The sequence below is a fragment of the Paraburkholderia sp. GAS348 genome, from assembly GCF_050434205.1.
Classification (GTDB): Bacteria; Pseudomonadota; Gammaproteobacteria; order Burkholderiales; family Burkholderiaceae; genus Paraburkholderia.
The window spans coordinates 28,349-41,157 of the sequence record NZ_JBNPVT010000022.1 but is presented as its reverse complement, the minus strand read 5'-3'; the positions used below and the strand labels follow the sequence as shown (position 1 = coordinate 41,157).

The 12,809-nt window shown below is 59.8% G+C and carries 14 protein-coding genes and 2 pseudogenes; 6 read left to right on the top strand and 10 right to left on the bottom strand.

The genetic code is table 11. The features are described from left to right. Positions 1-128: 128 nt before the first annotated feature. The 3 genes from P3T22_RS27050 to P3T22_RS27040 are packed head-to-tail and all read right to left on the bottom strand — an operon-like array spanning position 129 to position 833. Complete coding sequence (locus P3T22_RS27050) at positions 129-368, bottom strand: hypothetical protein (protein ID WP_429326612.1); 240 nt, start codon at positions 366-368, stop codon at positions 129-131. Between the two features lie 59 nt (positions 369-427). Continuing rightward, positions 428-586, bottom strand: a complete 159-nt coding sequence (locus tag P3T22_RS27045; RefSeq protein WP_181448448.1) for a hypothetical protein — start codon at positions 584-586, stop codon at positions 428-430. 40 nt (positions 587-626) lie between these two features. Beyond that, positions 627-833, bottom strand: a complete 207-nt coding sequence (locus P3T22_RS27040; protein ID WP_429326611.1) for a hypothetical protein — start codon at positions 831-833, stop codon at positions 627-629. Between the two features lie 397 nt (positions 834-1,230). On the opposite strand from P3T22_RS27040, the pseudogene P3T22_RS27035 reads away from it, so the two are divergent. Continuing rightward, positions 1,231-1,479 (top strand): annotated as a pseudogene (locus P3T22_RS27035) (sugar ABC transporter ATP-binding protein); the annotation flags it as partial. Between the two features lie 42 nt (positions 1,480-1,521). Here the strand turns inward: P3T22_RS27035 and P3T22_RS27030 are convergent. Further along, complete coding sequence (locus tag P3T22_RS27030; RefSeq protein ID WP_063500247.1) at positions 1,522-2,841, bottom strand: Nramp family divalent metal transporter; 1,320 nt, start codon at positions 2,839-2,841, stop codon at positions 1,522-1,524. Positions 2,842-3,126: 285 nt separating this feature from the next. Between P3T22_RS27030 and P3T22_RS27025 the strand changes: the two genes are divergently transcribed. The 3 genes from P3T22_RS27025 (at position 3,127) to P3T22_RS27015 (ending at position 5,470) form a co-directional block, all read left to right on the top strand. Next, the gene (locus P3T22_RS27025) at positions 3,127-3,819 is read left to right on the top strand and encodes an NnrU family protein (protein WP_063500248.1); all 693 of its coding nucleotides are present in this window, start codon (positions 3,127-3,129) and stop codon (positions 3,817-3,819) included. 172 nt (positions 3,820-3,991) lie between these two features. Then, entirely contained in the window at positions 3,992-4,666 is a 675-nt protein-coding gene (locus P3T22_RS27020; RefSeq protein ID WP_063500249.1) for a peroxiredoxin-like family protein, read from the top strand. A gap of 81 nt (positions 4,667-4,747) precedes the next feature. Next, on the top strand, positions 4,748-5,470 hold the full coding sequence (locus tag P3T22_RS27015; RefSeq protein ID WP_429326610.1) for an SDR family oxidoreductase: 723 nt from the start codon (positions 4,748-4,750) through the stop codon (positions 5,468-5,470). Here the strand turns inward: P3T22_RS27015 and P3T22_RS27010 are convergent. Both P3T22_RS27010 and P3T22_RS27005 read right to left on the bottom strand, forming a co-directional pair. After that, positions 5,451-5,612: pseudogene (locus P3T22_RS27010) on the bottom strand (helix-turn-helix domain-containing protein); the annotation flags it as partial. The gene P3T22_RS27015 and the pseudogene P3T22_RS27010 sit on opposite strands and share 20 nt — an antisense overlap. A gap of 65 nt (positions 5,613-5,677) precedes the next feature. Continuing rightward, the gene (locus P3T22_RS27005) at positions 5,678-6,793 is read right to left on the bottom strand and encodes an alkene reductase (RefSeq protein WP_429326609.1); all 1,116 of its coding nucleotides are present in this window, start codon (positions 6,791-6,793) and stop codon (positions 5,678-5,680) included. A 274-nt stretch (positions 6,794-7,067) separates the two neighbouring features. Between P3T22_RS27005 and P3T22_RS27000 the strand changes: the two genes are divergently transcribed. Both P3T22_RS27000 and P3T22_RS26995 read left to right on the top strand, forming a co-directional pair. Beyond that, a complete protein-coding gene (locus P3T22_RS27000; protein ID WP_063500252.1) occupies positions 7,068-7,388 on the top strand; it encodes a pyrimidine/purine nucleoside phosphorylase in 321 nt (106 codons plus the stop codon). Between the two features lie 26 nt (positions 7,389-7,414). Continuing rightward, positions 7,415-8,119: a hypothetical protein gene (locus P3T22_RS26995; protein ID WP_429326608.1), complete on the top strand. Its 705-nt coding sequence runs from the start codon at positions 7,415-7,417 to the stop codon at positions 8,117-8,119. Between the two features lie 212 nt (positions 8,120-8,331). On the opposite strand, the gene P3T22_RS26990 is transcribed toward P3T22_RS26995, so the two are convergent. The 4 genes from P3T22_RS26990 to P3T22_RS26975 all read right to left on the bottom strand — a co-directional run bounded on the left by P3T22_RS26990 (position 8,332) and on the right by P3T22_RS26975 (position 12,671). After that, a complete protein-coding gene (locus P3T22_RS26990) occupies positions 8,332-9,567 on the bottom strand; it encodes a CaiB/BaiF CoA transferase family protein (protein WP_063500254.1) in 1,236 nt (411 codons plus the stop codon). Positions 9,568-9,569: 2 nt separating this feature from the next. Next, a complete protein-coding gene (locus P3T22_RS26985) occupies positions 9,570-10,334 on the bottom strand; it encodes an enoyl-CoA hydratase/isomerase family protein (protein ID WP_063500255.1) in 765 nt (254 codons plus the stop codon). A gap of 233 nt (positions 10,335-10,567) precedes the next feature. Further along, positions 10,568-11,659 (bottom strand): porin, encoded by a 1,092-nt coding sequence (locus P3T22_RS26980; RefSeq protein ID WP_082855533.1) that lies wholly within the window; start codon positions 11,657-11,659, stop codon positions 10,568-10,570. A 235-nt stretch (positions 11,660-11,894) separates the two neighbouring features. Further along, positions 11,895-12,671 (bottom strand): enoyl-CoA hydratase, encoded by a 777-nt coding sequence (locus P3T22_RS26975; RefSeq protein WP_429326607.1) that lies wholly within the window; start codon positions 12,669-12,671, stop codon positions 11,895-11,897. Positions 12,672-12,809: the final 138 nt, after the last annotated feature.

The following is a 12,809-nucleotide window of genomic DNA, read 5'->3' as shown; positions in this document are numbered from 1 at the left end:
GTGTTTAGCAATGGCTCGATCAGATGCTGTCTCCGCTTGAACTGGCGAGCCCGATACTGCATGTATCAGCCAGAAGACATGTGCGATTACGGGTGAACGAGGAGCTTGCCACACGACGAGGCGGCACTTCAGTGCAGTATATCGACAAGGATGCAGAAATCTTTACGCCCTACCCTGTCGATAGTTTCCTGAATGCTCGAAACAAAGAGAACGCCGCGATCGTGCAACACCACCAGACCGAAAGCGACGTGCAAGAGCTTGAATACCCAGACCGGCAAATCGTAGTAGAGCAGGCGGCTTATCCAACGCTGGATGAAAACCGCAAGCAGCGCATGCACGACAAGCACCGCATCGGCTAGCCAGATCATGATCGGCTTTCTTGTGACCGGCTGCGCGCGGATCCGATTGAATCAAACAGGGCTTGCCTTCAGCGCCGCTGGCGCATCACTTCCCAACAATCGCGATGATCCATCTGCCTGAGTTTCCGCTGCCGCATCATTTCGCGCCGATAGTGAACGGCGATCAGCAGCGCGGCGGCGCTCAGCCCACACAGACCCACGACGACCCCTGTCCACGATTCGGCCACGGAACACTCCTTGAGTGTGAAACTGATCAAGCGATACGTGTCATTCGTCGCTCAGGATACGAGCGGCAGCCTTCAGAAGCATCTGTCCGTCATCGGTAATGCGAGGGCGTTGTTGCCCGGAAGCGAGGTTTTCAAGCGTGACGAGCTGACGGTCTAGAAGCGCTTCCAGATCTGCACCGTCCAGACTCAGCAGATCCGGTGCGTCCTTGAGCAGCATGAGAGTAGCGAATTCATGTGGACTGAGCATCTCCGTCTCCTGGCTGAGCCTGTTGCTTCGCTGGGAACCTGATCCGTTGGCCTCGCTGCGCGAGCAGGATCAATTCGGGGATGGCTGCTGCGGGATGCCACCTTGCGTTCGGGTGGCATGTCGCGCGCCAAGGCACCCATCTTAATGCTGAGGTGTCCAATAGATCAATATGTGGACAAATCTTTTTGTGACATTTTTACGGCACCATCACGAAGCCGTCGCGGTGCAGCATGACCTGTTTGCCAGACACGGTTGGGCGAACAGGCGTTCTTGTGACATTATTTTCCAGCGCAGACGTCGCGAGCCTTGATGAACGCACCACGTCGCGTAGCGAGGCATCAACGCACAGCAGGCGCTTCGCGGCAGACACACGATCGACGGAGCGAAGCAGCGTTTCCTCGCCGCGATGGGCGCTCGCGAGGCTGGATTGATCATCGACCTGATCCTTCGACTCGAGAATAAAGGTGGTCTGTCGATCGTCATGATCATGCACAACTACGCCCAGACGCTCGATATCGCGCATCGTGTGATGCTGATGCAGCGCGGACGTGTCACTTACCAGCGGGAGGCAGCCAGCACCTCGGTCGAGGAGCTGATGGATATCGTGCGACGCGAATACCGGGCAATGCGGACAACGACACACTGACATGAACTCGCAGAACGCGTCAGCTCGCCGCTAGCGAATGTTTCAGCCTGGCAAGCCAGGAATCTCAACGCCGAATGTTTGCAATATCAGCACGACATTGAACGATAAGACGACCAATGCCGCCAGCGTGGAGAGCACGGCGATGAACGCGCGATTCTTGTATGGGCCCATCACGTCCTCACGGCAGGTGAACCATAGCAACGCGGCCATCGGCAGCGGCAACGCGAGGCTCAATACAACCTGACTAAGGACAAGCGCCTGAGTCGCATTGACCCCAAGCGCCACCACGACAAAACTCGGCACCATCGTGACAGCCCGGCGCAACCACAGCGGAATGCGAAAGCCCACGAACCCTTGCATGATCATCTGACCCGCCATCGTGCCGACTACGGAACTCGATATGCCCGAAGCGATCAGGGACAGCAGGAAAATCCCTGCTGCCCCAATACCTAATAGCGGCGCCAGCGTGTGATAAGCTGTTTCGATCTCCGCTACCTCGGGATAGCCGTGATGAAATGCCCCCGCGGCCATGATCACCATCGCCATATTAATGAGCCCGGCGATGGTCAGTGCGATTATGACCTCGACATTCGAGAATTTCAGCAACGTTGCCCGCTCCGGCTCCGTCCTCGCGGGTGCTCGCCGTTGGGTTAGCCCGGAGTGCAGGAAAAGCGCGTGCGGCATCACCGTCGCGCCCACAATCCCGACGGCAATCGTGAGCGCGTTCGCGTCGGGCAATCGGGGGGAAAACGTATGAGCGAAGACACTCGGCCACGCAATCGGCGTAATGAACAGCTCGGCAAGGTAGGACAAACCAATGATGCCGACGAGTGCCCCAATCGCCAGTTCAAGGGGACGGAAACCGGCGCTCTCAAACAACAGCAGGCCGTAAGTCACTACCGCCGTGACCACCATGCCGCCGAGCAAGGGCATGTGAAACAGTAACGACAGTCCGATCGCTCCGCCAAGAAATTCGGCGAGATCGGTTGCCATCGCGGCGATTTCGCTTACACCCCACATCATCAGCACGACGGGTTTCGAAAATCGCTCGCGACACAGTTCCGCGAGGTTTCGCCCGGTGACGATGCCGAGCTTCGCCGAGAGCGCCTGAAACAGCATCGCCACAAGGTTTGCCAACAGCACCACCCAGAGCAACGCGTAACCGTATTTGGCGCCTGCCTGAATATTCGTCGCAAAGTTGCCCGGATCCATATAGGCAACAGAGACCACCACCGCCGGTCCAGCAAACGGCAGGAGCATCAGCGCGCCGCCGCGGCGGCCTTCCAATACCGCTCTTACCGCAAGCGTTGTCCGCTCGGTTCTCGTCGCCGGTCTGGCTGCCTTACGAGCACGCTCGTCCAAGCTCTCGCTCCTTGCTCATGAATATGACAGGAGTGCCCGATTTACCAGGCAGGCGCGGCACTCACGGCATCGCACTGCTGATTGCGCCGAAGACGCCTCGCAACCGGGGAGCAATCGCCGCGCCCACATCGAACATAATAATAAATGTACCGCAGAGCGTTTCAGATAGCGTTCGACGAGCTGCCGATTCCCGCATAACTGACCGATCTACCCGCGTCAGTAGTAATCTTCGGTACTGGATATGGAACAGCGGCGATGCACCAACCCTCTAGAGGAGCCGGGTCAATGGGAAGCACCAACGCAGTTGCGGCGGCGGCGGTCGCCTTCGTGGGTAGCCACTTTCTCCTGTCCCATCCGCTGCGCCGGCGTTTGGTCCGCGCAATTGGCGAAACGGGATTCCTGGGCGTCTATTCGCTGGTAGCGCTCCTGACGTTCGGCTGGCTGATCCTGACCTATCTAAAGGCGCCCCTGTCGGCGCCGCTATGGCCGGTAGGAAACGGGCTCTGGGCAGTTGCGACCGCCGTCATGCTGATCGCGTCGATCCTCCTGATGGGCTCTCTGATCCGCAACCCGGCGCTGCCCACCGGCGGCCGGCCCGGCGCGTTCCCGGAAGCGGCGCGCGGCGCGTTCGCGGTGACGCGCCACCCGATGATGTGGTCGTTCGCGCTTTGGGGGCTGTGCCACGTCGCGGTGTTCCCGGTGGCCAGGAACATCATACTTGCGGCGGCTATCGTCTTCCTCGCGCTCGTCGGCGCTGCTTTGCAGGACCGGAAAAAGGAGCGGCTCCAACCCGATCTCTGGCCCGCATGGGAGTCGAAGACGAGCTACCTGCCGTTCGCGGCGATCGCCGCCGGCCGCGCGCGGCTGGGCGGGTTCGGCTTGCACGCGCTGTTGGGCGGCCTCGTCGTCTGGCTCGTAGCGACCTGGGCTCATTTCCCACTCACCGGTTGGGCCGCGGGCATCTGGCGCTGGCTGTAGCCGCAACCCGGGATGTCACGCTATCGCGTGGCAGCGGGTTTTCCGCCTTTATGCCTTGCCGGAATGACTGTTATGTGGCCGGCGTGCCTTCTCCACGCATTTGCGTTGGCGGACTATCTGTCCAACGCAGTGCAACTTCAACACATCACTCTGTCTGGAGAAGGAGATTGTCATGTCACTTCAAGCGAGACTCGACGCATTCAAGGCGGATTTCAAAAGCGGAAAGGCCCCGTACTTTGCGCCGCCGGAAATCCATCCCGTCATGGAACGCGCTACGGCCGAACTCGTGGCGTCTCGTCAGGCTGAACGCGCACTCAAAGCGGGCGACGTAGCGCCGCAATTCACCCTCAACGACCCGGAGGGAAAACCCGTGTCGTCTGTTGAGTTGCTGAAGCGCGGGCCGCTCGTCATCAGCTTCTATCGTGGCGTATGGTGCCCGTATTGCAATCTTGAACTGCTGGCGCTTGAGGAAGCAGTGCCGTCGTTCAAGGCCGAAGGTGCCAACCTGGTCGCGATCTCACCGCAGAATGCCGTGAATAGCCGCAAGTCGGTCCGCACCAACAAACTGAGCTTTCCGATCCTCAGCGACACGCACAACGATGTTGCGGCAGCGTTCGGCATCCGCTTTGCCCTGCCCGACTATCTCGTTGATCTGTACAAGAACCTCAAGAACGACCTGCCGGCGTTCAACGGCGACCATAGCTGGACTCTGCCAATGCCAGCGCGTTACGTGGTCGGGCAAGACGGCACGATTCTGTACTCCGAAGTGAACCCGGACTACACCCATCGGCCCGAACCGCTGGACATGTTGCCCGTTCTCCGCCGGAAAATTGCTCCGGCTTTGTAGACCGGATCTGCTCCGCTCCCGACACTGCAAGGTCGGGAGCGAACGCATGCGGACGATCTGCATCCAGAACATCAAGACACCATGAAATCACGTACTTTTCTAGTAACCGGTGCCAGCAAAGGCATCGGCCTGGCCGTCGCACAGCGGCTGAATGCAGATGGGCACCGGGTTGTAGGGCTAGCACGCCAGGGAGACGATGAGGGTTTCCCAGGAACGCTTGTGTCCGTCGATTTGTCCGACCGCGTAAAAACGCAGGCCACGCTCGACAAACTTGTATCGGACTACCAGTTCGATGGCCTGGTCAATAACGTTGGGCTGGTGAAACCGCAGAGGCTAGGCGCCATTGAGCTCGACGCACTTGACTCCGTCATGTCGCTTAATCTGCATCCTGCTGTCCAGGCCGCGCAAGCGCTCCTGCCCAATATGCGCACTCAAGGCTGGGGGCGAATCGTCAACATATCGAGCCTCACTGTCCTTGGCATCGTGGAACGTACCGCTTATGCTGCCGCCAAGTCCGCGCTGGTGAGCTTTTCACGCTCCTGGGCACTTGAGCTTGCGACCACCGGCATCACGGTCAATTCCGTCGCGCCCGGACCGACGGAAACCGAACTCTTTAGAGCCAACAACGCGCCGGGAAGCGAAGGCGAACAGCGTTACCTCGCTGCTGTACCGATGAACCGCATTGGCAAGCCAGAAGAGATTGCTGCGGCCATCGCTTTCCTTCTGTCCGAAGAGGCTGCTTTCATTACAGGTCAAACTCTGTTTGTCGATGGCGGCGCCTCGATCGGCAAGGTTTCCATTTGAATCGGACTGCGAGCCGTTCTTCGAGTTGTGCAATCGACTTTGAAACGGCCGGCTGCTCTACATCGAGCAGCCGGGCCGCAGCCGGGAAAGAACCGGATTCAACCACGCATACGAACGTTTCCATCGCTGCCAGTCGGTCCACTTCCTTCTCTCCTTTCTCTCCTGGAACGAATCTTCTTGATTCGCGTGTCGCGCGACGAGGCACACTCAGGCCGTGGCCGCTGCGCGGTGCGTACTGTAGTCAGTGTAGCCTCGTCCATCGCCGCCATAGAATGTTGAACGGTCGTAGGCATTCAGAGGCGCACCCGTACGCAAACGCTCCGGCAGATCCGGATTGGACACAAACATCCGGCCGAACGCGACCAGATCGGCATCGCCGGTACGCAGGATCTGCTCCGCGCTTTCAGCGGTGAATCCTCCGGCGGCCACAATAGTGCCGGTGAACAGGCGGCCCAGATCTTTCGACGAGATGGCGGAATCGCTCGCCACCGTGTCCTCGTTGCCGCGAATGCGTGGCTCGATCACGTGCAGGTAAGCGAGGTTGTAGTTGTTGAGCCGGCTCGCCACATAGCCGAAGGTCGCGTGCGGGTCGCTGTCGGACATGGTCCCATAAGCGCCGCAGGGCGACAGCCGTGCGGCAACGCGCCCTGCACCCCACACCGACACGACAGCCTCCACAACCTCGAACAGAAAGCGCGCCCGATTCTCAATCGGACCGCCATAAGCGTCCGTCCGATGGTTCGAGCCATCCAGCAGGAATTGATCGATGAGATAGCCGTTCGCCGCATGCAGTTCGACGCCGTCGAAACCGGCTTCTTTCGCACGTGCAGCGCCCTGCCGGAACTGCTCAACGATATCCGCGATCTCGCGCGTGTCCAGCGCTCGTGGAACGAGCTGTTCGACTTCGACGATGTTGCCTCGCTCGTCGCGGATCGCAGCATGCTCATACGCGCGTATCGCCGACGGCGCGACCGGTGTCTGTCCGTTCGTGTTAGCGGGGTGCGCCTGCCGGCCGGCGTGCCATAGCTGCAGGAAGATGCGGGCGCCTTTGGCATGCACCGCGTCGGTGACACGCTTCCAGCCGTCGACCTGCGCCTGTGTGTAAATGCCGGGAGCGTCGACATACGCAATGCCCAGCGGCGAGACCGCGGTCGCGTCAGTGATCAGCAAACCGCCATCGGACGAGCGTTGCGAATAATACTCGACCATCAGATCGCCGGGTACATTGCCAGCTTCGGTGCGCATGCGCGTCAGCGGCGCCAGTACGACGCGATGCTTCAGTTCGAAGGGTCCAACGGAGATGGGTGTAAAGAGCCTGCTCATCGCTTCGTCCTTCGGATATCCGGATTAGGAGAAAGAATGATTGCGCGAGTCGAGGTGACACAGAAGGGAGCATGCGGCAATAGCTGTCATTCCCGCCCGGAATACGCCATAGAGACTCAGTCAACCGGGCATTGCGCAAGCGCCGCCGCCCGCCTGTATCATGGCGGGCGGGCGCCCGAAAGTCCGCGCAGGCGGTCCGCGCAGATCGCGCACCGCCCGCTGCTGCTACGCGGCGCCAACGCATCCATTCACGATGACCCAGAGGAAGACCGCCATGACGGCCGCAACGCAATTCGATCAAGTTTCCATTCTCAAACGAGCCAACGTCTACTTCGACGGCAAGTGTGTCTCGCATACCGTTCTCTTCGCCGACGGCACACGCAAGACACTCGGCGTGATCCTGCCCGGCGCGCTCAACTTCGGCACCGACGCGCCGGAACTCATGGAGGTGCAGGCCGGGCAATGCCGCATCCGCCTCGAAAGCAGTGACGAGTGGAAGACGTATGGCGCGGGCGAGTCGTTCTCGGTGCCCGGCAAGAGCCGCTTCGATATCGACGTGATCGAAACGCTCGACTACATCTGCAGCTATCTGTAAAGACGGACGGGCGCCTGGTGCCAGACATGCTGACCTCCTATTTCTGGAGTGGCGACGCCATCCGCAGCCGACGCGTGAGCGACATCGTGCTATCAGGCACGATCGACGTGCCTGCGCCCCCCGCACGCCTGCTTGCAGATTGGGACCGGGAGATATCGTCGCACATGGTCCTGGAGCCCGGGGACGTCGAGGTAATGCCATTGGCGCGAGCACGGGCGCGCTGGCCAGACTACACGCGCTGCGTGCAGGCAATGTCCGATTGGACGTGCGCGCTTGGACTGCCCGCAGTGCTTGCCTCCAGTGACGTCGCCCTCATGGCCTGCCGCGGCGCGAGGTACCACCATGACGCCGAGCAATATGGCAGTGCGGCCTTTTGCAATCTCTTCCTGAGCGAGGACAAGGGTCTGGACTTGCACTTTCCCTCTACGGGCCATCGCATTCCTCTGACCCGGGGAACGGCTGTGATATTCGATACTGGCCAGCCTCATGGCGTCATTCGGCGCAGCAGCAGCGGTTTCAATGTGGCCGACTTCGCGCCGGACCAGGATTGCGTCCAGATGTTCCTGACCTGGGAGCTTCCCATCGAAGATGCGCAGGTTGGGCAAGCACTTCAGGTTGTCTTCGACATCGCCCCTTCGACCGCGTTGCAAGTGGATGCAGAGCAAGTCCGGCTGAACGACGAACCGGTCATTGTGTGCCCGGATTCTGGTCGTTGGTGCCGCGCTGACTAAACGTCAGGGCCGTGCCGCGGTGTTGCGCTGACCCGCGTCACGCTAGCGACTGCACCCCAACCGCTTGGACGAGTGCCCAACCCCAGAATGTGCGTTTCGAGATTTTCTGACCGGGGTTCGCTCTTCAAAAGCAAGCGGCGTGGCACCATGCTCGCCACGCCGCTTGCACCACCGCGAAGAACCCGTTCAACGTCGGCTGACCATGCGCATGATCAAAGCGCGTCGAAATCCCCGCGCAGGCTGCGCCGGCTCAGCAAGATCTGCCGCTCGCGAAGCTTCTGGATCAACGCCGGATCAACCCCACGTTCGGCGAGCAGCTCAACGTTATGCTCGCCCTGGAAGGCCGGAATACCGGGCTTCGGCAGCGTCGCGCCGCTGAATCGCCACGGCGACCCGGGCATGCGCAACGTACCGCCGCTGCGATCATCCACTTCCACGATCGCCCCCCAGTCGGCCGCCCATTCCGAATCGGCAAGCTCGTTGGTGGTACGCACCACGCCGATCGCGAGACCCTGTTCACTCACCTGCGCCTGCAATTCCTCGAGATCCGTAAACGTCAGGATCCAGGCGCGCACCTCCGCGAGAAGCGCATCGAGGTTCTGCCGACGAAGATGCGCGGAGGCAAAGCGCGGGTCAAGCAGAAGGTCCGTGCGACGCATCATCGAACAGAATCGCACGAACATCGGCGAATAGATCGGGCTCGCCGCAATCGTCACATGGCGGCCATCAGGCATGCGGAAAATGTGAGACTCGGCCGCGCTCAGCGCAGGCGGTTCGCCATTGGTGTCCACGCCCGACAGTTGCGCACCTGCCCGCTCGTTGACGGACAGCATGGTCGCCGCCATCGAAACGTCCACGTGCTGACCTTCGCCCGTGCGGTTGCGATGCTGAAGAGCCGCGAGAACGGCAATCACGCCGTGGAGCCCGGTATAGACGTCGGCATGGCTGCAGGCGTCGTTCCTCAATGCATTCGGGTCGAATTCAAAATGGTCGCGCAAAATGTCGGTCAGGCCCGTCTCCGCCTGCACGGTGGGCGCAAATGCCGGACGATTGCGCCACGGACCGGTCTGCCCATAGCCGCTCATCGAGACATACACAACCGAAGGATTGAATTCACGAACCTGCTCATATCCCAGACCAAAGCGGGCGAGCGTCCCCGGCCGGAAATTCTCGACGATAACGTCGGCGTCGCGGCAAAGATCCGCCACGATTTCGCGGGCCTCCGGCCAGTTCAGATCGAGACTCAGATTGCGCTTTCCCGCGTTCTGCTGCGCGTAGTACACGGACATGGTGCCGATATGCGGCACGCCACCGCGACCGGTATCGCCGCCCGGCGGCTCGATCTTGACGACGTCGGCGCCGAGATCGCGCAGCGCCTTCGTGCAATGCGGACCGGCCAACACACGCGTGAAGTCGATCACCTTCAGTCCGTCGAGTGGAGCGCTCATGTTCAATTCCCCTCGAAAAGAGCCGAACCGGGACCGCTCTTCGCGAACGCCTCTAGACCACGCTTCTGGTCCGCGCTCGCCCACATCATGTTGTTCATTTCGGTTTGCTGAGCGTCTGCGCCAGCGATGCCTTGCCTCGCGGACAGGTTCGCCAGGTTCTTGATGCCCTTGAATGCGACCGTCGGACCCGCCGCCAGCTGCCGTGCCCACGACATCGACACGGTCGGCAGTTCGGCTTCGGCAGTCACGAGGTTGATGACACCCCAGCGCTCCAGCGCCACCGGATTATGGCGTCGACCGAACATAGCGATTTCCTTCGCACGCGCCGGGCCGGCCCGTTGAACGAGGCGTTGCGTCCCGCCCAGCAGCGGAATCAGGCCGAGCGACGCTTCTGCCTGCCCAAAAAACGCCGTATCGGCCGCGACGATCATGTCGCAAGTCAGTGCCAATTCGAATCCGCCACCGAGTGCGCCCCCGTGAACGGCCGCGATCGTCGGCACGGGCACGTTCTCGAGCGCGCCAAGCAAGGCATCCAGCCCGGCCTGATCACGACGCCGGCGTCCACCGGTAAAGCCCGCGGTGTCCGCACCGGCACAGAAATGCCGCATCGCGCTGCGCAGGAGAATCGAACGGCAACCCTGGTCGACCGCTTTTTTGTAGCAGTCGAGGAGATCACCCAAAAACGTATCCTCAATGAGGTTGTGGGGCGGCTTCGACATCGTGACGACGCCAACCGCGCCGTCTTTTTCAAATACGACAGTGCTCATTTCATGTCCTAAATCATAGCCTGACGGAGTGTCAGGCAAATTGGTCAAAACGATCGTTCAATAAATAGACGACGACATCCACTACACATCTTCCGCGTTGCATTCGAGGTTTCTCGACATACACTCGCCACATAAAAAAACATTTCGTTCAACCAATGACAACAGTGTTAACGTTAAAGCAAATCAGGGTATTCCCAAGCCCTCGAAACACACAATCGATCGATAACGCGCCGTCAGAACAAGTGCCTGATCCCGATTGTCGCGCCCGTCGACGATCCAGTCGGCTCGTATAGCGCGCCGTTCACGGATAGACCGGTGTGAAGCCGCCCATGGTTGTTCACCATCGCCAGTTCACCGTAGACCATCGTACGCGCGGAGAGCGAATAGGTAACGCCCGCCGCGGCAAGCAATGAGTGATTCGTGCCGGCATTACCGTCGTGAATCCACCAGACGCCACCGTCGGCTGCAAATGCAGGCGTGAACGTGTAACGGAACCCGCCCATATACACTTGCTCATCGAAGGAACTCGCTACTTTGTAGTTCGTGTACGAGAGATTGAATATGGCGTTACCCCAGTTCGACACCGCTCCGATCGTTCGACCCGTAAAGGCAACTGTCGTCGGGATAGGCGTGCTTGCCGCGGAACCCCCGCTGTTGCCACTGAAAAGCGCCGCATCGACAACCAGATGCGGCATCGTGTAGGTCAGGCGAGCAGAGTATTGACGACCGGCTTGGAAATTACCCGCCTGACCACCCAGCGCGATCATGCCACTCCCTTCAAACCCGGCAATCTTCGGCGACGTGTACGAAATGGCATTGGGCGTAAAGAGCCCGGTAGTGAATACGCTCCCGATATAGATTACAGCACCACTGCCGAAAAAAGACGCGCCGCGGGGTTCCGTATTCAACAGGGACAGTGCAAACGGAGAGTATTGCTCACCCATTTTCACGGTGCCATACGGACCGGTAAGGCCCACATACGCCATACGACCAAAAAAATTCCCGTTGGAGTTTCCAAGCGCACCATTGGAAGTACTAAAGCCACTTTCCAGAGCAAAGATTGCCGCAGTTCCCCCGCCAAGATCCTCTCTGCCCTTGAGGCCGAATCGGGATGACGAGTAGTCGCTGTCCGTGAGCGAGAACACGTGCCCCCCGGATGCCCGGGTCCTCGGATTGAACGTGTGATTCGTATAGAAAAGGCTGGTGTCCAGAATCCCGTATAACGTAACACTGCTTTGCGCCCTTACCGCGCCAGGGAGAACGGAAAGGACCGCGGCAACGGTGCACGCTTGAAAAATCGGAAGACGTCTATTTCGTTGAGTAATCACGGCTGAAGCATCTCCAAATTAATAAGTTATCTTATTTTCGTTTGTTATTACCTTCGCCTACTTCGAACCACTCGACCACTTGAGACACCACATATCTCGATTGACGAGAACCTCCGCTGATATTTGCACCACATTCCCCGCGAATCCGGCGCGGCATCGCCGTGTATCGACGTGCCCGGGAATTGTCCGCAAATCACGCGGCCCGGGCACTCGAGCTCAATACATGCCGATCCTACGATTGAGCAATTTTGGTGAAATCAGGCTTGCGTTTTTGCGCGAATGCGTCAAACGCTTCCTTTGCCTCGGCGCTTTTGAGTCGCTCCTCAAAAGTGGTGTCCTCGCGATCCATCTGGGCTAGCAATCGTCCCGCATCCCGCATCAGCCGCTTCGTGGCCGTCAGCGATCCGCTGGGCTTGGACGCCATCTTGTCGGCAACGCGGCGCGCCTCGGCACGCAGCTGTTCGGCGGGAACGACCTTGTTCGCGATGCCCCATGCAACGGCCGTTTCGGCGGGAAGTGGATCGCCGAGCGCAAACATTTCGAATGCCCGGGCATAACCAATTCGCAACGGAAGCAGATAGCTCGACGCAGCTTCCGGAACCAGACCCAGGTTCACAAAGGGCGTAATCAATTGTGCTTCTTTGGACATCAGCACGTAGTCGCAATGGAGCAGCATCGTCGTGCCGACTCCCACTGCCTTGCCTTGGACCGCGGCGATGATCGGTACCGTTGCATTGGCCAGGACGCGCAGCAGGCGGGTGGCGTGATGTTCTTCCGGATGATGGCCCGCCGCCTTGGCAGCGAAGTCCGAAATATCGTTGCCCGCCGTAAAAGCGTCTCCATCGGCCTGAATCAACAGCGCTCGAACCTCGGCATCGACATCCGCCCTGACGATGGCATCCGAGAGCGCGCCATACATGTCGTTGGTGAGAGCATTTTTCTTCTCCGGTCGAGAAATGGTAGCGACCAGCACATCGTTCGACAGTTCTACTTTGACTCCGGATGTCATTGCTTTGCCTCTTGTAAAATTCGATTACGTGATTGGGTAATACGTTCTCGACCACCGCCGCGCTTGAGCATCCTCGCGCGAATTAGCGTTCGGCATAGTTAGATAAGCGAACGCACGCGCGCATGCCCGTTCCTGACG